Source organism: Hymenobacter tenuis (genome assembly GCF_054780495.1).
Map to the genome: position 1 here is coordinate 153,220 of NZ_BAAGWF010000001.1, position 22,146 is coordinate 175,365.

Here is a 22,146-nt window from a genome sequence, read left to right on the forward strand (position 1 = left end):
CGTACTTAGGCGGTTGCGGTGCGGCTTTGGTGCCATCCAAGGGCAACTAACGCCAGCAGCAACAACGAAAACCAGAAAGTGGGCGTGACCATGGCAGGAAGCAGTTAAAAGTGGATGCTTCACCAAATGCAGGTGACTATATACAATAGTAAATATCAGATAAAGGCATTTGGTTCACTATGATGATCATCAGGTAGTTATCTGACTTTGGTCATCTTTTCGGCCTAGTAATCTGCCCGGTATACAAATACGCTCGCCATCAATCTGGCGCTGCTGCCAGACAGTGGTAGCCCTTCTGCTGATGCCGCACTAGCCCTCAACCATTCACAAACCCCAACTCTAGAGGCAAAACCGAAGGTCCGGTAGGTGAAGACCCCACGCCGGCTGGCACGACTCTGCTCACTAGCCCCTCGCAAAAACACAACCACCAGCGCTGCCCAAGGTGCCGGTTTCCTAAACATTCCGCCTCTGAAAACGTTGTCTTGGTTCCGTTCTGAATTAATCAGTTCTATCCAACCAACCCTCTTCATGTCAGAAGCAAAAGGCTATGCAGCTCCGGCTGCGCATGCTCCCCTCGTTCCCTTCGATTTTCAACGCCGCGACGTCGGTCCGCACGATGTTCGTATCGAGATTCTTTTCTGTGGTGTATGCCACTCCGATGTGCACCAGGTGCGCAATGAGTGGGGCGGCTCTATTTTTCCCATGGTACCCGGCCACGAGATTGTGGGCCGCGTTACCGAAGTAGGCACCCACGTAACCGGTTTTAAGGCCGGCGACTTGGCGGGTGTTGGCTGTATGGTTGACTCTTGCCAGCACTGCCCCGACTGCAACGACGGCCTAGAGCAGTACTGCGACGAAGGGTTTGTGGGCACCTACGGCTCCAAAGACCGCGACGGCACCATCACGCACGGTGGCTACTCCAACCAGATTGTGGTAACGGAGAAGTTTGTGCTGCACGTGTCGGAAAAGCTGGATTTGGCCCGCGTCGCACCGCTGCTGTGCGCCGGCATTACCACCTGGTCGCCGCTGCGCCAGTGGAACGCCAAAGCTGGCGACCGGGTAGCTGTAATGGGCCTGGGCGGCCTGGGCCACATGGCCGTAAAATTTGCGGCTGCTATGGGCTGCGAAGTAACCGTGCTCAGCACCTCGCCCAGCAAAGAAGCCGATGCCAAAGCCCTGGGTGCCCACAAGTTTGTGGTAACCAAGGAGAAAGAGGCCATGAAGTCGGTTTCCAACTACTTTGATCTGATTATCAACACGGTGTCGGCCCCGATGGACTTGGCGCCTTACATCAACACCCTGCGCCGCGACGGTACCATGGTACTGCTAGGCGTGCCGCCGGAAGCGCCGCAACTGCACGCGTTTAACCTTATTGCCAAGCGCCGCCGCATTGCTGGCTCGCTGATTGGGGGCATCAAGGAAACGCAGGAAATGCTGGATTTCTGCGCCGAGCACAATGTCATGAGCGACATTGAGGTGATTCGGATGGACTACATCAACGAAGCCTATGAGCGCATGATGAAGTCGGATGTGAAGTACCGCTTCGTGCTGGATCTGGCCACGATATAAATAGCAGCACTATATTGAAAAAGCCCGGTCTCCTGTGTAGGAGCCGGGCTTTTTGCTTTGCAGTAGGTGAGGGTTATTCCTCCAACACAGGGTAGCGAAACGAGCCCTCCAGCGTCAGGCGCTTGCCGCCGCGGCCCGATTCGCAGACTTGACAGCGGTAGGTGCCCATCAGCCAGTGCCGCGCCGCATTTACACCCGTAATGGTCACGGAGCCCGGGTTATCGGGGCAGGACTTGGAGTAGGCGGCGGTGTTGCCGTAGCGGTAGGAGGCGTCGCGGTTGCGCCCGCTCAGTATTTCCTGGAAACTGTAGGTGCCAGCCTGAATCGGAAACCGGTCGATGATGATGGTGAGGCCTTCGCCGTCAGGGTCATCGGCTCGCACAATGTTGAGGCGCAGGGCTCGGTCGGCCCCCAGAAAAAAGCGGGAGCTAGTGGTGTCCGTTGCTACCGGTTGCCCATTGATACGCAACGTGAGCAGCCGGGCCGATTCGGGCACAGAAGGCGTTGCCAACGGAGCCGACCCTAGCAACGGCAGCAACAGGAGAGGTAGAAAGCGTTTCATCGGAGCAGAAAGAGGCAACAATCAGCCCAGAAGATAGAAAAAGCCCGGTTAAAAGTAAAAGCCGCGCTACAGCTGCCGCCCCGGATACTCGCGTAGAGCCACTTCCAGGCAGTCCATGGCTTGCGTAATAACCTCCTGATTCACCACGTAGGCTAGCCGCATCTGCTGGCGCCCTAGCTCCGCCGTGGCATAAAACCCCGCCGCCGGCGACACCATCAGCGTCTGGCCTTGGTACTGAAATTCCTCGAGCAGCCACTGGGCAAAGCGTTCGGCATCATCTACGGGCAAATGGCACAGCACATAGAAAGCGCCGCGGGGCAGGGGGCAGCGCACGCCCGGCATGGCCCGCAAACGGCTTACCATCAGGTCGCGGCGGGCTTGGTACTCGGCTTTGGTATGGTCGAAGTAATCTTCGGGCAGGTCAGCGGCGGCCTCGGCCAATAGTTGACCTAGTCCGGGCGGGCATACGCGTAACTGAGCCAGCTTGAATATTACGTCGCGCAAGGTTTTGTTCTTGGTTACCAGCGCGCCAATGCGGGCTCCGCAGGCGCTGTAGCGCTTCGAAATGGTATCGAGCAGCACGATGTGGTCATCAGCTCCTTGCAAATGCAGGGCGCTGGTGTACGCGTCATCATAACAGAACTCGCGGTACGCCTCATCGGAAAGCAGATACAGATTGTGCCGCAGACACAGGTCCTTCAGTTGCTCCAGCTCCTGCCGGCTGTACACGTAGCCGGTGGGGTTGTTGGGGCTGCAGATCAGGATGGCCTTGGTACGCGGGGTTATTTTCTGCTCAAACTCCGCAATAGGGGGTAAGGCAAAATCCTCTTCCAGATGCGAGGCCACGGGCACTACGTGCGTGCCAGTAGAAATGGCAAACGCTGTGTAGGGGCCATAAAACGGCTCGGGCACAATGAACTCGTCGCCGGGGTTCAGGCACGCCAGCAAAGCAAAGGAAATCGACTCGCTGCCGCCCGTCGTCACCAATATTTCCTCGGCCGTAACATCCAGGCCCAGGCGTTGGTAGTAGTCGGCTAGTTTCTGGCGGTAACTTAAGTAACCTGCCGTGGGGCCATACTCCAGTACCCGGATATCGGCCTGCTGCACAGCGGCCAGCATAGCCGGCGGCGTCTCAATATCAGGCTGCCCAATATTGAGCGGATGCACCGTAATACCGCGCTGACGAGCAGCATCGGCATACGGGGTGAGTCGACGGTAAGGAGAGGGCGGCAAGGCCACACCACGCTGCGAAGGTTGAAGCATGGGCTTAAAGTTACGTCACGAGCCTAAAATCAGCCACTATATTCTAAACTTCCGAGCGGCGGCCAGCCGTACTAGCTACGTGAGGGCATCAGAGCTAACGTGGCTTCTGCGCAAACTCCAGCACCTGATTTCAGTTTTCACTCTATGCAAACTCCTGCTTCCCATCTGCCTGAAGTATGGCTGCGCGGCCCACTTCCGAATATTTCTCCGTTGCTGCAGCCCCTCGCCTTCGCCATCCTACAGGCGCGGGAAGAAGTTACAGTAGCTCTTAAGGCTTTTCCAGACGCACTGCTTTCTGCCCGTCCGGCTGGGGTGGCTTCCGTCGGCTTTCACCTGCGCCACCTGGCCGGAGTACTAGACCGCATGCAAACCTACGCCCGCCACAAGCCCCTGAGCGAAGTCCAGTTTCAGTTCCTGGCCCAGGAAAAAGACGGCCCTACTACCCCCGATACTACCGCAAACCTGGTGCAGCAATTCTCCGATGCTGTAGAGACCATGCTTACTATCCTGCACACTACTCCAGAGGCTACATTACCGGAGTTTCGGCCGGTTGGGCGCGCTGGGCTACCTAGTACCGTAATGGGCTTGTTGGTTCATGCCGCTGAGCATACCACGCGCCATGTGGGCCAGTTGCTCGTGACGGCAAGGGTAGTACAGGCTAAGGCCAAAGGCTAGCCATTGTTCTTTGTACACTTTACACAAAAAAGCCCCGCCAACTTGCATGCTGGCGGGGCTTTCATCGTGAAGGTGTCCTTAGTTCAGAACAGCCGTCTGGCCTTTCAGAATCTGACGAGCAACTGCCAGGTTAGTGTCCCGGGAGTTTACAGCCAGATAGATAAACTTGTCGCCGGTAGGCGAAAGTTTGATCAGGTGCAGCTGATCGGTCAGCGTCAGCAAAATGTCCTGTACCGTCTGATTCAGTTTCAGAGCCTGAATTGCTTTCAGCTTTTGCTTTACCACTTCCGTGTTATAAGCGGCCGCCGTATCAATATCGAAGTCGGAAATGTTGGAGTGCGAAGCCAAGGCCATGCCGGTTTCGGTTTCCACCACGGCAACAGCCAGCAGAGTTGGCAGTTCTTCTAAAATTTCTTTTACGGCTTGTTTAGGTGATGACATAGGTCAAAAAGTAAAAAGGGAAGTATGTATGATTAGGAACTGTGGCGCCGCAATACTTCTAGGGCCATAGCAAGGTTCGCATCAGCAAACCGAATGGCGAGAAAGCAGTACCACGCCCCCTGTTGGGTAATGCGCAAGGCATGCAATTGGTCTTCCAGCATCAGGGTGGCATCCGTTAGCGGGCCTCCTGGAATGTGGTGGCTAGATACCGTTTTGGCCGTGAGCTGTACCAGCTTAGCGTAGCGTAAGCTGATCTGGTTCGGGTTAAGCGACTCAGTAGTAGTGTAGGAGGCCAGTACCTTTCCTGAGTGCACTTCCACCACACACGCCATCAGTATCTCGGGCAAATCGCTCAGCAGCTTCTGTAGAACAGAATGAGCCTTGGTGCCTGCCTCATTGGATGTACCCACCACAATCTGGCGGATGCTAGGTCTGCTGAGGAAAGGAATTCTCATGTGAGGATGAGGAAAAGTACTAGGGTGCTGTGCGCAACAGAGTGCGCTAGAACTGCCACCAATGGCGCTTTTTTAGGTTGCCTTCTCGCGGCAGCAGCGTTACGTTGTACGTGTTGCGCCCTTTCAATTGTACTTCCTCTTCGGCGTAGCCTCCGTATCCGTACTGCAACTGCTGCATGTTATTGGCCGACACCAGGATGGCATAGTTGCCTGCGTCGTCGGTGCTAACTCCCCGGCCCGTAGCGCGGTCAAGCACAGTGGCACCCACAAGCGGCTTGCCGTTCTCATTTAAGATTTTTCCGCGAAGCGTAACCAGGCGCATGGCGCTGGCAGCCGGCGCATCTGCCACCACTTCGGCGGCGGTTGGTGCGTCCTCTGTTGGCGTCGAGGCTGGAGTTGGCAGGTTGGTACCTGCAAATACAGCCCCACCTAGCAATGCGCCGCCCATTACCAATGCCGCCACCCGCTGACGAAAGCGTTGGGGCTCTGCCCGAATGAAATCGAACTGGCGCTGCACCCAGCCACCCGGCCGTACATGGTGCCCCTGGCTCTTCAGCTCATAAAAGCGTACCAAGGTGCTGTCCGCCTGATGCGAATTAGCCTGCATGTACGCATCTACTGCCGCCGTGTTCTCTGTTGATAAATCCCCGCGTAAATAGGCATCCCGGTATACCGGAAGTAGCCTGCCCGTTTCCGGATGGAACGGATTAGCACTTAATTTCATGAAAACGAGTTGTAAAGGTGAAGATAGATAGGGGAGCGGAATTGTATTTTGAGGATACAATGTTACTACATGAATTCGAGCAGATATAGCGGGAATCTTATCTCATTAGAAAGGTTATAAACCCCTTTTTTCGATAAAACAGGTATGTAGCGAGTTGAATAGGTGTAACCTTTCGTTCGAACCCATCTGGTATCCGTTAAAATATTACCTGACTTCTTGAACATTCTTAGAATATACAAAGTGAAAATCTGCCTAATAACTATATTCTAAGGATGTCCGGCCGCTCGAATCCTCTGACACTGATTAAGTAAGCTCGACAGTAGTTGTTGAGAAATGTAGTGTTAACACCGTTAGGGCTATATAACAGAAAGGCCCCGCCGGTAGGTACCGACGGGGCCTTTCTGTTTGGTAAGACTAGCTTAGCCTACGATAGCAACACGCTTGAAGTCCGAAATGGTCAGGCCTTTCTGCGTCTTGTCGAGCAGTTGGGAGATGGTAACCGAGCTGTCCTTTACGAACTCCTGGTTGAGCAGGGTGTTCTCTTTGTAGAACTTGTTCAGCTTGCCCTGAGCAATTTTCTCCAGCATAGCCTCGGGCTTGCCTTCAGCACGCGCCTGCTCTTTGCCGATTTCAATTTCACGCTCGATGGTAGCCGCGTCTACGCCGTCTTTGTCGAGAGCAACTGGGCGCATCGCTACAATTTGCATTGCAACGTCGCGGCCTACAGTGGTTACATCGGCACCGCCTACGTTCTTCATAGCCACCAGAACGCCCTTCTTGTTATCCGAGTGGATGTAAGAAGCAACTTTCTCGGCCGTTACGTTTTCGTAAGCAACTACGTCCAGCTTCTCGCCAATTTTGCCCATCAGGTCCGTGATGTGCTCCTGCAGCGAGCGGCCGTCTTCCTGAGCTGAAGCCAGCAGCTCTTCTTTCGAAGAAGCGTTGCTTTTCACAGCCGTGGCCAGGATCTGCTGCGCCAGGTTTTTAAAGTCTTCTACTTTCGCAACGGGCTCAGTTTCGCAAGCCAGCGCAACCAGTTTGCCGTTGGTGCCATCTTCGCTTACAGCCGCGAGTACCACGCCTTCGGCAGTAGCATTCTCAGCACGCTTGTCGGCAATTTTCTGGCCCTGCTTACGCAGAATGTCGCGAGCAGCCTCGAAGTCGCCATCGGCTTCGGTTAGTGCTTTTTTGCAATCCATCATGCCCGCACCAGTCATGGTGCGCAGCTTGTTCACGTCTGCGGCGGTAATTGCTGCCATTGTTGTGAGTTATATGAGGTTGAGAGGGTTTTCTGTTTTTTCGGTGCTAGGGGAGGAGAGCCGAAGCACCTTCCCGGGCAACTATAGAAAAAGGGAACACCGGAGCCGAGTGCTTCGCATGTTCCCTTTTCCTTAGAGGGCAGCTAGCCTATTCGTCGGCGTTCTGCTTCTCTTGGATGCCTTCTTCTTCGGCTTGCTTCTTGTCGGCATCTTCCTTGTCGACTTTCCGCTCCGACAGGCCGTCTTCGATAGCCTTACCCATTACGCTCACGATGAGCTGGATAGACTTCGAAGCGTCGTCGTTAGCCGGGATTGGGAACTGAACCAGCTCGGGGTTCGAGTTCGTATCGCAGATAGCAAATACCGGAATGCCCAATTTCTGAGCTTCTTTCACGGCAATGTGCTCGCGCTTTACGTCAATTACGAACAAAGCAGCGGGCAGGCGGCTCAGGTCGGCGATGCCGCCCAGAACGCGCTCCAGCTTTTCACGCTCACGCGACAGCATGAGACGCTCGCGCTTTGCAAGGGCAGCGTAAGCAGTGTTTTCCTTTACCATCTTGTCGATGGTGCTCATCTTCTTCAGCGACTTGCGAACGGTGGTGAAGTTGGTGAGCATGCCGCCCAACCAACGGTCCGTTACGAAAGGCATTTTCAGGCGCTTCGCTTCTTCCGTTACAATTTCCTGAGCCTGCTTCTTGGTTGCAACGAACATAACCTTGCGGCCGCTCTTTGCAATGTTGCGGATGGCCGAGGCGGCCTGCTCCAACGAAACCAGGGTTTTGTTCAGGTCGATAATATGGATGCCGTTCTTCTCCATGAAGATGTACGGCGCCATTTTCGGGTCCCACTTGCGCGTAAGGTGACCAAAGTGGGCACCGGCATCAAGCAGCTCTTTATAAGTGGTGGACTGAGCCATGATAAATTTCCTCTGGGATTAGCGTTTCGAGAACTGGAACGAACGACGAGCTTTGCGCTTGCCAAATTTCTTGCGTTCCACCATGCGCGGGTCACGGGTCAGGAAGCCTTCTTTCTTCAGCGCTGGGCGAACCTCAGCGTTGTCGCCAACAAGGGCTTTCGAGATGGCCAGACGGATAGCCTCGGCCTGAGCCGAAATGCCACCACCGCGCACGTTAACCTTGATGTCGTACTGACCGACTTGCTCGACAGTAGCCAAAGGCTGGTTCACGATGTTTTCCAGGAGCTCGTTAGCGAAGTACGCCTTGATGTCCCGGCCGTTGATAGTGATATTCCCTTGCCCGGCCTGCATGTAAATGCGGGCCACCGAGGTTTTTCTTCTACCAGAGGTATTGGAGATTTCCATTAAGTGAAGAAGTTAAAGAGGGGCCGAAAATGGCTTAGAGATTCGTGAGAGAAACAGCTTTCGGCTGCTGGGCTTCGTGGGGGTGCGTCGTGCCGGCGTACACATACAGGTTACGGAACTGCTCCGCGCCCAGCTTGTTGCCCTGCAGCATACCACGAACGGCGTGCTCAATCACACGGGTCGAGTTCTTGGCTTTCTTGTCACGCAGGTTAATGCGCTTCTGACCGCCGGGATAACCCGAGTGCGTGATATAGATTTTGTCGGTCATCTTTTTGCCGGTCACGCGAAGGTTGTCGGCGTTGATGACGATGACGTTGTCGCCACAATCCGAGTTGGGCGTGAAGGAGGGTTTGTGCTTGCCACGCAACATGTTGGCAATTTGGCTAGACAGACGACCCAGGGTAGCGTCGGCGGCGTCAACCACAACCCAGCCCTTGTTGGCGTTGGCTTTGTTGACGGATACCGTCTTGAAGCTCAGATGATCCATTGGGTAGGAGGATAAGCGTTTGAAAATGAAGAAGAAGCCGAACAGGGTTCGGGGAAAACGGACACAAAGTTACCGCCTTTCCCCGAATATTCAAACCAGTGGCTACTAATTGTTCCTGAAACACTTACTGCGGCTGCTTCCGGGGCGTACGGGAATAGCTACCTTTGAGGCCAAATACTGGCTTTCTCGCCTGCAGCCCCGGTTATGCTAGCCCAAGGTACTAGTCGAAATAAGATATGCATAAGTAGCTATAACAGCAGCGCTGGGTTGCCAGCCGGGAAAGGGCTAGCAGTGGCCGTTGCAGCGGTACTTTGCCTGGCTTTAGGTCCCAATAGCCGCCTCCGGTTTGCTGTATTGTCGGGCCTAGTACTTACTGATTTTTGCGAATCCCTTCACGTAGTATGCCTTTAAACGAATCTTCTCCGGCTGCATTATTGCCTGCTGACAGGCGGGCGTATGGGTTACTGCTCGGGTTGCTGCTTGTATCGTTGGTTACCGCTTTTGTTACCCAGAGCACCTTCGACTCCAGTGACAGCATTCTGCACTATGTGTTTGCGCGCTATGCGTTTGCTCACCCTATCAACTTTCTGGAGTCGTGGTCGAAGCCGTTGGTAGTGGAACTGATGGCAGTGCCGGCGCTATTTGGGCTACGGGGCGTGATGGTGTATCAATGCTTGGTGGTAGCTGCCGCCGCGGGCTTAGCCTATGAAGCAGCGCGTTATCTGCGGCTGCCGTGGCCTTGGCTGGCTATTTTGTTCTGTTACGCTTCTCCAGAGTACTTCCGAATCCAGTTCTCGGGCCTGACGGAGCCTACGTTTAGCTTGGTGCTGATGGCGGGGGTAGCGCTGGCGTTGCGCGGAAAGGCTGGCTGGGGCGCTGTTGTGTTGTCGTTTCTGCCATTTGCGCGCTCGGAGGGCTACCTGATAGTGGGCGTGTACGCTTTCTACTTAGTAGTTACCCAGAAGTGGCGCGCATTGCCCTGGCTAGGGCTGGGTTTTGTGGTGTACGGTGTGGTCGGCCTGTTCGTGTACGACGATTTTCTGTGGGCCTTCAGCCGTAATGCATATCCTACACGAAACGTAAACTATGGCCACGGCGACGCCTGGCACTATATCCGGAGCCTGCCCAATACCATGGGCTGGGTGCTGTATGGGCTGTTTTGGTTGGGCGGCTTGCGGATGCTAGGGGAATGGGCGCGCCCGGCCCTGCGGCGGCAACCGGTGTGCTTTACAGCTGAACTGCTGCTGATATATGGCAGCGTGGTAGTGTTTGTGGCGGCCCACACCATTTTCTGGGTGTATGGCATTTTTGGCTCCTTCGGGATGGCACGGGTGCTGTGTGGCATTGCTCCGTTGCTGAGCCTTATTGCCCTGCGGGGGGTAGTGGCTCTAAGTGAGCTGGCCCAAACTCCGCTGGCACAGCGCCGCATTCAAACGGTGCTGGCCGTGGCTGTAGTCGGGTTTCTGTTCTGCGGGTCTCGGGCTTCTTTCCGCTGGCAACGGGATTTTGGCCGCGCCGCCGACCAGATTTTGATAGAGGAAGCCGCTGTGTGGGCATTAGAGCGCGGCAACCCGCCGCACGTAGCCTACACGCACCCGTACTTTGGGCTGGCGCTGCACACTGACCCGTTCGGCCCGCATCGCAGCGAAATCTCGGCAGTGCGCGATACTAGCTGGCCGCTGCCCAAAGGTACCCTCGTGTTCTGGGATGATTGGCATTCTATCATGGAAGGCCAAGTGCCTTTTGCGTTGCTGCAGCAAGACCCAAACTACCGGCTACTGTGGAAGAAGGTGATGGCTCGCAACCAGCGCAAGCCCATCCCAGATTCCGTGCGGATTGCCATCTTCGAGAAAATCAACTGATAACACTAGGTCCCTAAACAACACAAAGCCGGCTCCAGTATGGGGCCGGCTTTGTGTTGTTTAGGGACCTAGCTGTATTGCCGGAGCGTATCAACCAACACCCGGAAGTCTTTGGGGTAGGGAGCTTCTACCGTTACCTGCTCGCCGTCCATTTTGGCAAAGGTGATCTGGGCCGCATGCAAGGCAAAGCGCTTGATGAACGGCTGCTCTTCTTCGCCCTGCTTTACATTGAACTTGCGCTTCAGAGAGGAAAGAAAAAAGTCGTCGCCGCCGTACATGGCATCGCCCACAATGGGAGCCTGCAGGTAGGCTAGGTGCAGCCTGATCTGGTGCATGCGGCCCGTAATGGGTTGGCATTCCAGCAATGTGTGCCGCGCATACGGCTCCAGCGTGCGTACCAGCGTTACGGCAGGTTTGCCTTTATACGCCAAGCGTGCCTTGCCTTTGGTAGTGGTTTCTATGCTGCGGTCTACGCGCAAGCCGTCGTAATCGTGCACACCCCAGGCCACAGCGTGGTACACCTTTTTTACCTGACGATCCTCGAACTGCATGGCCAAATGGCGGTAAGCAGCCGGGTTTTTGGCCAGGGCCAGGGCACCACTGGTTTCTTTATCGAGGCGGTGGCAAGCCTGGATATCGTCGTATTGTTCGCGCGCCAAACGTAGGATGTTGGGCGCCCCACCAAATCGCTCATCGAGGGTAGCGAGAAACGGTGGCTTGTTGATGACGACGAAATCTTCGTCCTCAAACAGAATCAGGTCGTTGAAATGGGGTAGCTTCATAAAGAGCGGCAAAGGTACTCACTTCTTACGTCGCATTAGCTGCCAGTACCGTAGCGGCTTTCCTTGGCTTCGGTAGCTTAAACTCCAGCGTGGTACCTTGCCCCGACTCGCTACGCACCCGAATGGTGGATTTGTGCGCCTCTACAATGTGCTTGCTGATGGCCAACCCCAGTCCAGAGCCGCCCGCATCCCTGGATTCGCGGGTACGGCTTTTATCAATCCGGTAAAATCGCTCAAAAATGCGGTTCTGATGCTGCTTCGGGATTCCTTCTCCGTCATCCTGCACACTGATACGCACACCTTTGCCGCTTTCCTGCAGCGCAACCAACACATGCCCGTTTTCGCGGCCATACTTTATGGCATTGTCAATCAGATTGATCAGCACTTGCCGGATGCGGTTGCGGTCGGCTAGCACGCGCAAACCTTCAGAAGCAGGCGCCAGCTCCAAACTCACGTTGCGGCGAGCGGCTTTCAGCTCCAGCTGTTCGAAAATGTCGCGTACCAGTTGCACAATATCAAAGTTCTGGCGGCGCATGCGCACTACCCCCTTTTCCAGCTGCGAAATGGTAACCAGGTCCTGTACTAGGGCATCCAGCGCATCAAGGCTGGTGGCGGCTTTTTGCAGGAATTTCTTGCGCGTAAACTCGTCCACGTCATCGTCGTCGAGAATGGTGTGCACGAAGCCCTGAGCAGCAAAAATTGGGGTTTTCAGCTCATGCGATACATCGGCCAGAAACTCTCGGCGCAATACCTGCAGGCGTTTTAGCTCATCAATTTCCTGCTGCTTGCGCTGGGCCATGTCCAGAATCTCGTCGCGCATGCGCTTGAGTGGCTCCGGCCGAAACAGGAATTTGCTGGACATGCGCCGAAATTCCTTACGCTTAATGTGCTCAAGGCCTTCGTAGATGTTGTTGATTTCCCGAAAAATGAGGGCCTCAAACATCAGGTACAGCAGCAGAAAACAGGCTGCTAGGCTACCTCCCGCCACCAGCACCCCTTCGCGCAGCGGCAGACTAGGCGCCCAGATAGCCACCGCCGTCAGGACGCAAGCCACCAACAACGACAGAATGATGGCAATGATGCGGGAGGAAATAGTGAGCTGCATACACGCAGTTGTAAGAGAGTGCGCCAAGGCACCAAAGGGGTATACGTGTTACTAGGCCTAATCAGACCTCAAACCCTCTGGTGCCCTAGTTCACGGGTTTGCTAGTTATCCGTGTTGAACTTATAGCCGACTCCCTTGATGGTTTGGATGTGATGGTCACCGACTTTCTCGCGAACCTTGCGCACATGCACATCCACGGTGCGGGCCAGCACAAATACATCATTGCCCCAGATATTCTGCAGCAGCTCATCACGCCCGAACACCTTGTGCGGGGAGGCCGCCAGGAAGGCCAGCAACTCAAACTCTTTCTTCGGTAATGAAATCTTACGTCCGTCCTGGTACACGGCAAAGCCCGTACGATCAATCTTGAGGCCGTTGATTTCAATGCTTTCGCTTTGGGCCTGCGGGTCTTTGTCGCGGCGCACGAAGGCGGCCAGGCGGCTCATGAGGGCCCGGGGCTTAATGGGCTTGGCAATGAAGTCGTCGGCGCCAGCATCAAAGGCCGCTACTTCCGAGAATTCCTCGGCGCGAGCCGTCAGGAAAATAATGTACGTGTCCTTGAAGCGAGGCAGCTCGCGCAGCTGGCGGCAGGCCGCAATGCCATCGAGGTTGGGCATCATCACATCCAGCAAGATGATGTCGGGGCCAAACTGCGGTGCTACCTCCAGGGCCTTGCGACCGTCGGGGGCGCTGGCTACCTCGTAGCCTTCCTTGCGCAGGTTGTACTCCAGCAGCTCCACGATGTCAGGGTCATCGTCGACTACCAGGATTTTGTACGCGTTGGGGTTGGCGGCTAGTTGCACGGGGCGGGGTGGTTTGGGGTAGAAGAGTATTCTCGAAGACAAAAGTACCGCAGGGCGGCGGGCCTGGCGTGTTACGTTTTCGTTACGCGCCGCCGCGGCACTGCTAGGTAGCAAGGCTTCCGGGGCCTTGCCACGCTCGGTGGAGGGCGCTGGCCACTCGTAGTCCGCCGCATGCCTCGTGATTTTGACAGGCTTCCGGGCCGGGCGCGGCAGCTGCAAGGTAGGTCGGTGGCGGGTAGTGCTGGTTGTGTGCATGTAGGGGAGAAGGGCGTACGGAGGGGAAAGCACTAAAAAAGAAAAGCGGCCCCCAGACGGAAGCCGCTTTACAACAGTATCAATTTTGAGCCACCAGGTTCAGCCGGTTTCGAAGCCCTTTGTATTTGTACATGTCCACCTTCACGGCGCCCACGAACATTTCAGCCTGAATCAGAACCGGAATTTTATTTCGGTCGTCGGAGAGGTATACGGAAATAGCGTTTTCTCCTTTAAACAACTTATTGCTGGGCATTTTCGGGACCAGTCGAATGGCGCGGATAACTCCGGCCTTCGTTTCCACGTTTTCGCGGCCCTTGAACACGACGTCCATTTCAAAGACATCTTCATCGAAAAACCCCTGCACCTTGATTACCTCACCAATGCGCCGCTGGTCGTAGTTGAGCGTGCGCAGAAAGTAAAAGCCGCTTACTATGTCCTGCACGTTATTGGGCACTTTAAACGTGCCTTTCTTAACGTTATTCTTGTCCTTTTTATGGCTTTCTACGTCCGCTACGTCGCGGAAATGGTCGAAGTCGACGGTTTCGCGCTTGCGGTAGTTGTTCTCCTCAATATTGCGATAGAAGCGCTGCGGTAGAATGCTGGTCGTGTCGATGTAGGAGCGCCACGTGTCCCGAATGCGCAGAAAGAAATCGAAGGAGCCTGTGGTACGGCCCGTTACGGTAGCCCTGTAGCAGGCCCGCTGATTCACGTGCTGAATGGCGTTGTCAATCTCAATGGTGGCGTCGGCGGCGTTAATAAGGCCGTAGTGCACCTTGTATTGCAGCACTTCGCCCCGCTCAAAGCTAGAGTTCGGAATGGTGCGCAACGGCTCTGACCCCGGAGCAAAAGCCGTGAGCGCCGCTGCTAGGGGCAGCGCAAGTACAGGAAAAAGAAACCAGCGGCGAATCATGTAAGAGCGGCGAATGGTAGAGTAAAGCCGGTGTCTTCTCAAATGCAGTGCCAGCAAATATACTCGGATTAGGGCACGTCAGAAAGCAGGGTTTACGAAAAGAAATGGCCTAGTGGTTTGGTTGAGCTTGAGCCGGTTTTTACCCTAGTAGTTCCAAAACAGAAAAGCCCCGCTACAGGGTAGCGGAGCTTTCAAAATTATAGGCCTGACGTGAGCTTACAGCTCCATTGTGTCGTCGTCCTCGTCAATGGAGCGGTCTTCCGGAATAGCAGCTAGGGCTGCTTCTGGCTCACCTTTCACCTTGGCGCGGATTTGCGCTTCGATCTTTTCGGCTAGCTCGGGGTTGTCCTGCAGAATGGTTTTCACACCCTCACGGCCCTGACCCAGGCGGTTGCCATCGTAGGAGAACCAAGAGCCCGACTTGGCAATAATGCCCATGTCAACGCCCAGGTCGAGAATCTCGCCTACTTTCGAAATGCCTTCGTTGTAGATGATGTCGAACTCAATCACCTTGAAGGGTGGCGCTACCTTGTTTTTTACCACCTTTACCTTGGTGCGGTTGCCGGTTACGTTGTCCTTGTCTTCCTTGATCTGGCCAATCCGACGGATGTCGAGACGAACCGAAGCGTAGAATTTCAGGGCGTTACCACCGGTAGTCGTTTCAGGCGAGCCGAACATAACCCCGATTTTTTCGCGCAGCTGGTTGATGAAAATGCAGCAGCAGTTAGTCTTGTTGATGGTACCCGTCAGCTTACGTAGTGCCTGCGACATCAGACGCGCGTGCAGACCCATTTTCGAGTCGCCCATATCACCTTCCAGTTCCGCTTTGGGCACCAGGGCCGCCACGGAGTCGATAACGATGATATCAATGGCGCCGGAAGAAATCAGCTGGTCGGCTATTTCCAGGGCTTGCTCGCCGTTGTCGGGCTGCGCAATCAGCAGGTTCTCAGTATCGATGCCCAGCTTTTTAGCATACAACGGATCGAATGCGTGCTCGGCGTCAATGAAAGCAGCCATGCCGCCTTTCTTTTGCGCTTCGGCAATGCAGTGCATCGTGAGGGTGGTTTTACCCGACGATTCTGGACCGTAGATTTCGATGATGCGACCTTTGGGCACGCCACCTACACCTAGGGCAATATCAAGGCCTAGCGAACCGGTGCTGATGACTTCTACGTCCATCACCTTGTTGTCGCTGAGCTTCATTACGGTGCCTTTGCCGTAGCTTTTGTCCAGCTTGTCCAGCGTAAGCTGGAGGGCTTTCATTTTCTCGGCGTTGGCGTTGACGGCCTTGTCAGTGGTTGCAGCCATACTCTATAGGAGGGGTTATTTGGAAATGCTTACGTTTGGTGAATGTAGGCTTTTTGGGGTGCCCATACAATCGGGCCGCACACCAGTTGCGCTACACTGCCGGAGCCCGTTTGGGTCGGCTAGTGGTAACGCCGCCGGGCTATATTTTGTGCCCACAATGCTAAAAAAATTCGTTGATTTTAGTAAAGTTTTCTGGTGCTAAAATTTTTAGAACAAAGGACGGTTTCTACCTCTCTGATACTGACGCTGGTAGCTTGGTTAAGTACTATCCTGTCCGCTACGGCGCAGCTTGATAATCGGGCGTTTACGCACTCTTTGCCCCTGGGGCCAGCTTACGAGCGCCAGCTCCGATTGGATGTGCAGGGCTTTCTGTTCAATAAAGACAACGAGTATTTTAATAAAATTGATCCGGGCCTCACGTACTTTGGGGCGCAGCTGGCGCCGCGGCTGGTGTACTTTCCGGCCGTTAACCTGCGCCTGGAGGCCGGGGTGTACCTGTGGAAAGATTATGGCACGCCCCGCTTGCGGCAAGTGCGTCCGTTGTTCACGCTTAAGTACCAGGAGGGTCAGCACAGCTTGGTTTTCGGCAATATTGAAGGCTACTTGCACCACGGCTACATTGAGCCAATGTTTGATTTTGAGCGCGTCATTACCAATCGGCTCGAAGAAGGCATTCAGTATCTGCTCCAAACGCCGCGCACTAGGCTCGATGCGTGGGTAAACTGGCAACGGCAGCAATACCGCTACAGCAATTTTCAGGAAGAAGTAGCCGGCGGCCTCAGCACGGAGCACCACGTGCTCGGCGACTCTACGCGGTGGCTGGTGCGGCTACCCTTCCAATTTACGGCAACCCACCGCGGCGGCCAGCTCGATACCATTGATGTGCCGCTACAAACGCTCTTCAATGTGGCTACCGGCGTGCGCGTGCGCAAGGCACTAGCCTCTCATTTCGTGCAAGCCGCCAGCTTCGATGGGTACGTCACGTACTTCCACGACTATTCCTTCAGCTATGTGCTGCCGTACAAATCCGGCACAGGCCTGTATCTAAATGCCGGCCTCGATACGCGCCTTTCCAACCTACAGGTGGCCTACTGGCACGGCAACGGCTACATTTCGCCGCTGGGCGGCCGCCTATACCGCTCTATTTCCTCATCGGCTGTTGACCCCAACTATATTGAGCGGCAGCGGCAGCTCCTGATCCTGCGGGTGCTGCGCGACTACAAGCTGCCGGGCAATCTGGTGCTTACTACCCGCTTCGAGCCGCTCTACGACCTGAATAACGGGCTGTTCGACTTTTCCTTCGCCCTGTACCTGAACTTCAATCAAAGCTTTCTGCTCACTACCCTCCGCCGAGGCGCCGACTAGCGGTTTCCGCCTGAAGTAACCCTAGTAATACAGAGCTGCTGAACTACTCCACTGGTTGTTCTGGCTTGCGGATGTAGTACAGAATGGCTTGGCTGGTGAAAACCCGCACCAGCTTTGGGCGCGGCGGCAGGGGCTGAAAGCCGGCGGCCTCGGCCACGGCGCAACTGCGCGGATTGTCGGCGCGGCACCGGATAAGCAACCGCGCCACCCGCAGCTGCTCAAACCCAAACGTAGCAATTGCGGCCAGGGCTTCGCGGGCGTAGCCTTGGCCTTCGGCCTCGGCAGCAAGGTAGTAGCCGATTTCGGCCGTAACTGGGGTGGTCCAGGTGGGTTTCAGGCTGATGTCGCCGAGGTACTGCTGGGTTTCCTGGTTCCAGATGCCAAATACGTACAGCCGGCCTGAAGTCCAGTCTTGCCGAAACTGGCGTAGCACCAGAGTGGCATCGGCGGGCGTCCGGACGCTAGCCTCACGGGCCGGAAAGGCAGGCTGCAGTCGCGCCCGGTTGTTGTGAATCAGCTGATAAAACTCGGCTTCGTCGGCAGGCAGGTAGGGGCGAAGCATGAGTCGGGCCGTAACCAGCGGTGCAGTCGGAAGAGCAGGTTGAGGCGGCACGGCGTACATAATTTGGAGCAGTAGAGGGGGCAACAAAGCAGAACAGGGGCAACAGCCCAGGAAAGCACCAAGGCTTACGTAGGCAAACAGAAACCCACCAGCCGGCTCATCGTTCAAAATAGAAGCTAGCCGGCGCTTTCAATGCAAGCCCTGGCTGCTTTCCTTTTCTACCAACTTTAGTTACACGTATCATGCTAGGCAGACTCACGAATAAAGTGGCCATTGTTACGGGCGGAGGCTCGGGCATTGGTGAAGCCATCAGTAAAAAATTTGCGCGAGAGGGCGCTTCCGTAGTGGTAGTAGGTCTCGATAACGACCCGGTGCGCGAAGTAGTAGATGAAATTCTGGCCGAAGGCGGCCGGGCCATCGGCTACCTCGGCGACATCTCCCTGCAGGCGGCCGCCGAAGCCTGCGTGAAGGCCACGGTAAAGGAGTTCGGCAAACTCGACATCCTAGTAAACAATGCTGGGGTGTTTCCGGCCACCGCTGAGCTGGATAAGTATCCGGTAGATGCGTTCGAGTACATGATCAAAAACAACATCTACTCGGTATTTATGATGACGCGCGCCGCCCTGCCGGAGCTGCAAAAAACGAAAGGCAACATTGTGTCGGCAGGTTCTGAAGCTGGGCAGATGGGTTCCCCCATGATTACGCCCTATGGCGGTACCAAGGCCTGGGTGATGACCTTCAGCAAGGGCCTAGCCGTGGAGCAAGCCAAACACGGAGTCCGCGTAAACTGCGTTGGCCCGGGCCCCATCGATACGGCCTGGACGCACAAAGAAACCGGCCCCATGAACTCTAAAATGGAGAAAAATACGGTAAACGGGGTACCGCTGGGCCGCCGCGGCACGCCCGAAGAAGTAGCCAACGTGTACTTATTCCTAGCTTCTGATGAAGCAAGCTACGTGACCGGGGCTACCTATTTCGTAGATGGCGGCGTTACGGCTTCTAAGAGCCTGCCGGGCGAGGAAGTACCTGCGCACCTAAAACAGCAGCCCACCGGCGACCTGCACCTGCAGCACGCTAAGGAAGGCAACACGAAGGTGCGCAAAGACGCGCTGGCTACTATGAGCTAGATCACGGATTTTTCGGATGACACGGATTTTATGCCGTGCATTCATCTTTTCCGATCCTGTGAACTGAAAACAATACAAAAGGCCGCCCCAACCGGGGCGGCCTTTTGTATTGTCGGCTTCCACGATACTTTTCAGACTAGGCACGAAATCCGTGTCATCCGAAAAATCCAGCTAAATCCGTGATTTACTTTTGCAGCTCGGCCCCAATGCCGGAGCGCGCCTGTGTTGGGCTGCCCAGCGCGTGCTGATTGCGCATCACGTTGATTTGGCGGGCAGCCTCATTGAAGTACTCCAACCGGCGAATCAGCATTTCCTTGGTCAGCACGCGGCCCTCGGGGGTACGCATCATGGCTTTCTTGTCTTCCAGAATGCGCTGCAGCAGTGCCTCGTTGCTGGCTTCCTGCTCGCGGAACTGCGCATAAAACTCGCGTAGACGATTTAGGGGGCCTTCCGTGGTCAAGCGAAACTGGCCGCCGCCTTGGTTCAGCACCTCGCTCAATACGTACACCTCCAGTGGCAACGAGGTGCCCAAGGCGGTGGTCCGAATATCCAGCCCAGCCTCCAGGCCGCTGATGATGATGGCGAGGTTGCGCTCAAATTGCTGGTAGTAACCGGCTGCTTCCATTACGTAAGGGGTATTTGTTTCCTGGGGCTTGTAGTGGGTTGAAGGTACACGAAGGGCTAGTAAAAGCGCTGCCTCCGGTGTGCTTCTTCCTACAATAGCTCTTTTACAATCTGCTCCACCGTGATGCCTTCGGCTTCGGCTTTAAAGTTACGAACAAGGCGATGACGCAGAATGGGCAGCGCTACCGCTTTTACATCTTCAATATCGGGCGAGTACTTGCCGTGCAGCAAGGCGTGGCACTTGGCTCCTACAATCAGGTGCTGCGAGGCGCGTGGGCCAGCGCCCCACTCCAGCAACTGCGTGGCTCGGGCGGCTGCACGGCCGGTGTTGGGCCGGGTTTTGTGCACGAGGCCCACGGCATATTCCACCACGTTATCGGCCACGGGCACACGGCGCACTAGGTGCTGAAACGCCTGAATCTCATCGGCGTGCAATATCTTGTTTACCGTAGGCTTGGAGTCAGAAGTGGTGTTCTTCACGATTTGCAGCTCGGCCTCGTAGCTGGGGTAGCCTAGCTCGATATTGAACATAAACCGGTCCAGCTGCGCTTCCGGCAACGGATACGTGCCTTCCTGCTCAATGGGGTTCTGGGTAGCCAGCACGAAAAACGGGCGCTGCAAGGGGTAGCGTTTCCCTGCCACCGTTACAGCATATTCCTGCATGCTTTCTAGCAGGGCCGCCTGGGTTTTAGGTGGGGTTCGGTTGATTTCGTCGGCTAGTACAATGTTGGCGAAAATCGGGCCGGGCACAAAGTGGAAGTCGCGCTGCTGGTTCAGGGTTTCCGAGCCTACAATATCGGAGGGCATTAGGTCCGGCGTGAACTGCACCCGGTTGAACGACAGGTCTAGCGAATCAGCAATGGTCTGGATGAGCAGCGTTTTGGCTAGCCCTGGTACCCCCACCAGCAAGCAGTGGCCCTGCGAGAAAACCGCTGTGAGTACTAGCTCAACCACCTCATCTTGTCCGATAATCACCTTGCCGATTTCGCGGCGCAACGTCTGGTAGGAACGGGCCAGCGCGTCGGCGGCTTCTTTATCAGAGGCAAATTGCATAGACTAGGAATGAGGATGGGTATAACGCAAAGACAGGAGAAGAAAGACAATGTTGCGCCCGGCCAGGCCGGTTCAACGTCTTCCTTCTCCTATCTGGTTGGGTTGTTACAGAGAAGAGTTGAGCAGCTTGCAGCCCGAGTACTCGGGGTCTACCTCCAAGTATACGGTGCCCCGGTTCTGAGCAAACCAGGTATCCAGGGCTTTGTTCTTTTTCTCGTTGAGGGCCGCGGCAGCAATTTTCTGGTAGTCGTCGTTCAGGTTAGCCTGGTGAGGCGCCGTGTTCGACTTCAGCCAGAGAATCCGTACGGCGTCTTTGCCGTCGTCGGTACGGTAAGGCAGGGGAGGAGTTACACTACCCACCTTCATGGTATCAATGGTGAAGAAGATAGCCGGATCAAGCTGGTCGAGGGGCAGGTAGGTGCTGCCGTCGCGACGGTTCTGCATCAGACCGCCGTTGCCGCCCGTGAGCTTGTCGTCGGAGTTGTCTTTGGCCGCTTTCGCGAAGGAAACGCTGTCGGCCAGAATGCGACGGCGCAGCTTGTTTAGCTCCTGCGTTGCCTCATTGGTATCAGAAGAACCGGTTTCGGGCTTCAAGAGAATGTGGCGGGTGCTGTACGAATCGCCTTTGCGCTCAATCAGCTGAATCAGGTGGAAGCCAAACTGCGACTCCACAATAGGCGACAGTCCGCCGGGCTCTAGGCGCAGGGCTGCAGCTTCGTACTCCGGCACCAATTCACGGCGCTTAAAGAAACCAAGGTAGCCGCCTTCCACCGCCGAGCCGGGGTCTTGGGAGAACTGCTTGGCCAGCGTGGCGAAGTCTTCGCCGGCCAGGATGCGGGCGCGCAAATCGTTGAGCTTGGTTTGCGCTTCCTGTTTGGCCTTCGTGTTAGTTTTGGCTAGCTTAATAATCTGGCCAACCTCTACCTCAGTGGAGTAGTACGGCAGGCTGTCCTTGGGCATGCGGGAGAAAAACTGGCGTACCTCGCGAGGCGTTACCGATACTTTGCCCGCAATTTCATCCTGCATCTTCTGCTGAATGAGCTGCTCTTTCACCTGAATGCGCAGCTCTTCTTTGAGCTGCTTTACGGGCTTGTTGTAGTACTCCTCCAGCTTCTTTTCAGAGCCAATCTGCTGGATAAAGTAGGCCATCCGGCGGTCTAGCTCGCTACGTACCTGCGTATCCTCTACTACCACCGAGTCGGTTTCGGCTTTGGCCAAGAGCAGCTTATTTAGGGCCAGGCTTTGCAGAATGCGGCATTTGATATCCGGAGGCAGCGGCTTGCCTTCCGCCCTAGCTAGTTCCTGGGCGTAAGCCCCCTCTAGGTCGGAGCGGAGCACAATCTGGTTATCGACTTTGGCAATAATGCCGTCTACTACTTTCAGACCGACCGGGCGCCCTACGCCCAACTGGGCGAAGCTAGCCGTGGCGGAAGCTGCCATCAGAACCGCACTTAACAGCACCCGACGGGCCGGTACTCGCAAACATTGAATCATGGAATCTTTCCGTAATGCCCCTTCGTCAACAACCTGACACGGGACCAGACAGCAGGCAAAACGCCAAAAGCTGCCCGTAAATTTCATCATAAATCCTTTCACTGGCAAAAACAGCCGAGCAAGACCATTAGTGCCGTTTC

Annotated in this window: 23 protein-coding genes; 5 read left to right on the forward strand and 18 right to left on the reverse strand. The window is 55.5% G+C overall.

Going from position 1 to position 22,146, the window contains the following annotated elements; translation table 11 throughout:
* The first annotated feature begins 528 nt into the window (after positions 1–528).
* Positions 529–1,569 carry an NAD(P)-dependent alcohol dehydrogenase gene (locus ACYVGU_RS00710; RefSeq protein WP_460612981.1) on the forward strand — a complete coding sequence of 347 codons (1,041 nt, stop codon included), beginning with the start codon at positions 529–531 and terminating at the stop codon, positions 1,567–1,569.
* Between the two features lie 73 nt (positions 1,570–1,642).
* Here the strand turns inward: ACYVGU_RS00710 and ACYVGU_RS00715 are convergent, their stop codons facing one another.
* Positions 1,643–2,131: a hypothetical protein gene (locus ACYVGU_RS00715; RefSeq protein WP_460620492.1), complete on the reverse strand. Its 489-nt coding sequence runs from the start codon at positions 2,129–2,131 to the stop codon at positions 1,643–1,645.
* A 66-nt stretch (positions 2,132–2,197) separates the two neighbouring features.
* Positions 2,198–3,394, reverse strand: coding sequence for a pyridoxal phosphate-dependent aminotransferase (locus ACYVGU_RS00720; protein ID WP_460620493.1), 1,197 nt, complete (start codon positions 3,392–3,394; stop codon positions 2,198–2,200).
* 144 nt (positions 3,395–3,538) lie between these two features.
* Here ACYVGU_RS00720 and ACYVGU_RS00725 point away from each other — a divergent pair, with 144 nt between their 5' ends.
* The gene (locus ACYVGU_RS00725; RefSeq protein ID WP_460620494.1) at positions 3,539–4,069 is read left to right on the forward strand and encodes a DinB family protein; all 531 of its coding nucleotides are present in this window, start codon (positions 3,539–3,541) and stop codon (positions 4,067–4,069) included.
* Positions 4,070–4,147: 78 nt separating this feature from the next.
* On the opposite strand, the gene ACYVGU_RS00730 is transcribed toward ACYVGU_RS00725, so the two are convergent.
* The 7 genes from ACYVGU_RS00730 to rplM all read right to left on the reverse strand — a co-directional run bounded on the left by ACYVGU_RS00730 (position 4,148) and on the right by rplM (position 8,756).
* Positions 4,148–4,510, reverse strand: a complete 363-nt coding sequence (locus tag ACYVGU_RS00730; RefSeq protein ID WP_460620495.1) for a hypothetical protein — start codon at positions 4,508–4,510, stop codon at positions 4,148–4,150.
* A gap of 32 nt (positions 4,511–4,542) precedes the next feature.
* On the reverse strand, positions 4,543–4,965 hold the full coding sequence (locus ACYVGU_RS00735; protein ID WP_460620496.1) for a hypothetical protein: 423 nt from the start codon (positions 4,963–4,965) through the stop codon (positions 4,543–4,545).
* Positions 4,966–5,011: 46 nt separating this feature from the next.
* On the reverse strand, positions 5,012–5,689 hold the full coding sequence (locus ACYVGU_RS00740) for a peptidase associated/transthyretin-like domain-containing protein (protein ID WP_460620497.1): 678 nt from the start codon (positions 5,687–5,689) through the stop codon (positions 5,012–5,014).
* 419 nt (positions 5,690–6,108) lie between these two features.
* Positions 6,109–6,948 (reverse strand): translation elongation factor Ts, encoded by an 840-nt coding sequence (tsf, locus tag ACYVGU_RS00745; protein WP_460612977.1) that lies wholly within the window; start codon positions 6,946–6,948, stop codon positions 6,109–6,111.
* A gap of 148 nt (positions 6,949–7,096) precedes the next feature.
* Positions 7,097–7,864: a small ribosomal subunit protein uS2 gene (gene rpsB, locus ACYVGU_RS00750; protein WP_460620498.1), complete on the reverse strand. Its 768-nt coding sequence runs from the start codon at positions 7,862–7,864 to the stop codon at positions 7,097–7,099.
* 18 nt (positions 7,865–7,882) lie between these two features.
* Positions 7,883–8,269, reverse strand: coding sequence for a 30S ribosomal protein S9 (gene rpsI / locus ACYVGU_RS00755; protein ID WP_188556112.1), 387 nt, complete (start codon positions 8,267–8,269; stop codon positions 7,883–7,885).
* Positions 8,270–8,303: 34 nt separating this feature from the next.
* Positions 8,304–8,756, reverse strand: a complete 453-nt coding sequence (gene rplM / locus ACYVGU_RS00760; RefSeq protein WP_460612975.1) for a large ribosomal subunit protein uL13 — start codon at positions 8,754–8,756, stop codon at positions 8,304–8,306.
* Between the two features lie 401 nt (positions 8,757–9,157).
* Here rplM and ACYVGU_RS00765 point away from each other — a divergent pair, with 401 nt between their 5' ends.
* Positions 9,158–10,618, forward strand: coding sequence for a hypothetical protein (locus tag ACYVGU_RS00765; RefSeq protein WP_460620499.1), 1,461 nt, complete (start codon positions 9,158–9,160; stop codon positions 10,616–10,618).
* A 68-nt stretch (positions 10,619–10,686) separates the two neighbouring features.
* On the opposite strand, the gene ACYVGU_RS00770 is transcribed toward ACYVGU_RS00765, so the two are convergent.
* The 5 genes from ACYVGU_RS00770 to recA form a co-directional block, all read right to left on the reverse strand.
* Positions 10,687–11,400: an RluA family pseudouridine synthase gene (locus ACYVGU_RS00770; RefSeq protein WP_460612973.1), complete on the reverse strand. Its 714-nt coding sequence runs from the start codon at positions 11,398–11,400 to the stop codon at positions 10,687–10,689.
* 25 nt (positions 11,401–11,425) lie between these two features.
* On the reverse strand, positions 11,426–12,505 hold the full coding sequence (locus tag ACYVGU_RS00775) for a sensor histidine kinase (protein WP_460620500.1): 1,080 nt from the start codon (positions 12,503–12,505) through the stop codon (positions 11,426–11,428).
* A gap of 101 nt (positions 12,506–12,606) precedes the next feature.
* A complete protein-coding gene (locus ACYVGU_RS00780; RefSeq protein ID WP_460621982.1) occupies positions 12,607–13,308 on the reverse strand; it encodes a response regulator transcription factor in 702 nt (233 codons plus the stop codon).
* Between the two features lie 334 nt (positions 13,309–13,642).
* A complete protein-coding gene (locus ACYVGU_RS00785) occupies positions 13,643–14,473 on the reverse strand; it encodes a DUF3108 domain-containing protein (protein ID WP_460620501.1) in 831 nt (276 codons plus the stop codon).
* A gap of 216 nt (positions 14,474–14,689) precedes the next feature.
* Entirely contained in the window at positions 14,690–15,781 is a 1,092-nt protein-coding gene (gene recA / locus ACYVGU_RS00790) for a recombinase RecA (protein ID WP_460612970.1), read from the reverse strand.
* 195 nt (positions 15,782–15,976) lie between these two features.
* Here recA and ACYVGU_RS00795 point away from each other — a divergent pair, with 195 nt between their 5' ends.
* Positions 15,977–17,146, forward strand: a complete 1,170-nt coding sequence (locus ACYVGU_RS00795) for a hypothetical protein (RefSeq protein WP_460620502.1) — start codon at positions 15,977–15,979, stop codon at positions 17,144–17,146.
* 43 nt (positions 17,147–17,189) lie between these two features.
* On the opposite strand, the gene ACYVGU_RS00800 is transcribed toward ACYVGU_RS00795, so the two are convergent.
* The gene (locus tag ACYVGU_RS00800; protein WP_460620503.1) at positions 17,190–17,708 is read right to left on the reverse strand and encodes a GNAT family N-acetyltransferase; all 519 of its coding nucleotides are present in this window, start codon (positions 17,706–17,708) and stop codon (positions 17,190–17,192) included.
* A gap of 242 nt (positions 17,709–17,950) precedes the next feature.
* On the opposite strand from ACYVGU_RS00800, the gene ACYVGU_RS00805 reads away from it, so the two are divergent.
* Positions 17,951–18,835: an SDR family NAD(P)-dependent oxidoreductase gene (locus ACYVGU_RS00805; protein ID WP_460612967.1), complete on the forward strand. Its 885-nt coding sequence runs from the start codon at positions 17,951–17,953 to the stop codon at positions 18,833–18,835.
* A gap of 184 nt (positions 18,836–19,019) precedes the next feature.
* On the opposite strand, the gene ACYVGU_RS00810 is transcribed toward ACYVGU_RS00805, so the two are convergent.
* From ACYVGU_RS00810 to ACYVGU_RS00820, 3 genes are all read right to left on the reverse strand, one after another.
* On the reverse strand, positions 19,020–19,460 hold the full coding sequence (locus ACYVGU_RS00810) for a hypothetical protein (protein WP_460620504.1): 441 nt from the start codon (positions 19,458–19,460) through the stop codon (positions 19,020–19,022).
* Positions 19,461–19,549: 89 nt separating this feature from the next.
* Positions 19,550–20,512, reverse strand: coding sequence for an AAA family ATPase (locus ACYVGU_RS00815; RefSeq protein WP_460612965.1), 963 nt, complete (start codon positions 20,510–20,512; stop codon positions 19,550–19,552).
* Between the two features lie 105 nt (positions 20,513–20,617).
* A complete protein-coding gene (locus ACYVGU_RS00820) occupies positions 20,618–22,096 on the reverse strand; it encodes a peptidylprolyl isomerase (RefSeq protein WP_460620505.1) in 1,479 nt (492 codons plus the stop codon).
* Between the last annotated feature and the right edge of the window lie 50 nt (positions 22,097–22,146).

Bases quoted from the DNA above. Each gene is read 5' to 3' on its own strand.
- ACYVGU_RS00710 (WP_460612981.1), top strand. From the start codon at position 529: ATGTCAGAAGCAAAAGGCTATGCAGCTCCGGCTGCGCATGCTCCCCTC.
- ACYVGU_RS00715 (WP_460620492.1), bottom strand. From the start codon at position 2,131: ATGAAACGCTTTCTACCTCTCCTGTTGCTGCCGTTGCTAGGGTCGGCT.
- ACYVGU_RS00720 (WP_460620493.1), bottom strand. From the start codon at position 3,394: ATGCTTCAACCTTCGCAGCGTGGTGTGGCCTTGCCGCCCTCTCCTTAC.
- ACYVGU_RS00725 (WP_460620494.1), top strand. From the start codon at position 3,539: ATGCAAACTCCTGCTTCCCATCTGCCTGAAGTATGGCTGCGCGGCCCA.
- ACYVGU_RS00730 (WP_460620495.1), bottom strand. From the start codon at position 4,510: ATGTCATCACCTAAACAAGCCGTAAAAGAAATTTTAGAAGAACTGCCA.
- ACYVGU_RS00735 (WP_460620496.1), bottom strand. From the start codon at position 4,965: ATGAGAATTCCTTTCCTCAGCAGACCTAGCATCCGCCAGATTGTGGTG.
- ACYVGU_RS00740 (WP_460620497.1), bottom strand. From the start codon at position 5,689: ATGAAATTAAGTGCTAATCCGTTCCATCCGGAAACGGGCAGGCTACTT.
- tsf (WP_460612977.1), bottom strand. From the start codon at position 6,948: ATGGCAGCAATTACCGCCGCAGACGTGAACAAGCTGCGCACCATGACT.
- rpsB (WP_460620498.1), bottom strand. From the start codon at position 7,864: ATGGCTCAGTCCACCACTTATAAAGAGCTGCTTGATGCCGGTGCCCAC.
- rpsI (WP_188556112.1), bottom strand. From the start codon at position 8,269: ATGGAAATCTCCAATACCTCTGGTAGAAGAAAAACCTCGGTGGCCCGC.
- rplM (WP_460612975.1), bottom strand. From the start codon at position 8,756: ATGGATCATCTGAGCTTCAAGACGGTATCCGTCAACAAAGCCAACGCC.
- ACYVGU_RS00765 (WP_460620499.1), top strand. From the start codon at position 9,158: ATGCCTTTAAACGAATCTTCTCCGGCTGCATTATTGCCTGCTGACAGG.
- ACYVGU_RS00770 (WP_460612973.1), bottom strand. From the start codon at position 11,400: ATGAAGCTACCCCATTTCAACGACCTGATTCTGTTTGAGGACGAAGAT.
- ACYVGU_RS00775 (WP_460620500.1), bottom strand. From the start codon at position 12,505: ATGCAGCTCACTATTTCCTCCCGCATCATTGCCATCATTCTGTCGTTG.
- ACYVGU_RS00785 (WP_460620501.1), bottom strand. From the start codon at position 14,473: ATGATTCGCCGCTGGTTTCTTTTTCCTGTACTTGCGCTGCCCCTAGCA.
- recA (WP_460612970.1), bottom strand. From the start codon at position 15,781: ATGGCTGCAACCACTGACAAGGCCGTCAACGCCAACGCCGAGAAAATG.
- ACYVGU_RS00800 (WP_460620503.1), bottom strand. From the start codon at position 17,708: ATGCTTCGCCCCTACCTGCCTGCCGACGAAGCCGAGTTTTATCAGCTG.
- ACYVGU_RS00805 (WP_460612967.1), top strand. From the start codon at position 17,951: ATGCTAGGCAGACTCACGAATAAAGTGGCCATTGTTACGGGCGGAGGC.
- ACYVGU_RS00810 (WP_460620504.1), bottom strand. From the start codon at position 19,460: ATGGAAGCAGCCGGTTACTACCAGCAATTTGAGCGCAACCTCGCCATC.
- ACYVGU_RS00815 (WP_460612965.1), bottom strand. From the start codon at position 20,512: ATGCAATTTGCCTCTGATAAAGAAGCCGCCGACGCGCTGGCCCGTTCC.
- ACYVGU_RS00820 (WP_460620505.1), bottom strand. From the start codon at position 22,096: ATGATGAAATTTACGGGCAGCTTTTGGCGTTTTGCCTGCTGTCTGGTC.